This window comes from Flavobacterium piscinae (genome assembly GCF_004122145.1).
GTDB lineage: Bacteria > Bacteroidota > Bacteroidia > Flavobacteriales > Flavobacteriaceae > Flavobacterium > Flavobacterium piscinae.
This window is the reverse complement of the sequence record NZ_SBKQ01000035.1, coordinates 1-539: the sequence shown is the minus strand read 5'-3', so window position 1 is coordinate 539 and position 539 is coordinate 1. Positions and strand designations below refer to the sequence as shown.

At 41.4% G+C, this 539-nt stretch carries 1 protein-coding gene; it reads right to left on the bottom strand.

What is annotated here, in order from left to right:
* On the bottom strand, positions 1–539 hold a 539-nt coding region (locus EQG68_RS14890; protein WP_164975478.1), incomplete at both ends, for a DUF4397 domain-containing protein.

Below are 539 nucleotides of genomic sequence, written 5' to 3'. Positions count from 1 at the left end.
ACTGTTCCTGTTTCATCACGAACGTCTAAGGTAAAATCTAAGTTTGGTAATTCTAAATAACCACCAAAATCAGGGAAAGAAATGTTGTCTACAATAGTTCCGGCCGGTACAGAAGTTTCTACCACATCTACTGTTGGAGCATCTGGCGAACCATGGTTGACCAATACATCCGTATTAGCCGGATTTGAAGCAACCTCACGACCTTGAGCAAATACATTGATGGCAAAGTTTGGTCCCACTGAATATCCGGTTGGACTCACAATACCATTGGCTACTAAGATATACGTTTCGCCTTCTGCTAAAGTAGCCGTTAAGTTATAAATACTTTCAGCGGATGAAGTACTGGTTGACGGAGCTACATCAATACTTAATTCCACTCCGGCAGGTACATCGATAAATGGAGTAGCCGTTCTGAAAGCGAAATCATTTAACAAAAGTTCATCATTCACATACACATCTACTAAAGCTGCTGCCAAATCAGGAGAGTTGTGAATCGCTTGTAAACGAGCCGTTGGAGTTTCTACTAATGGTAGTGGAAT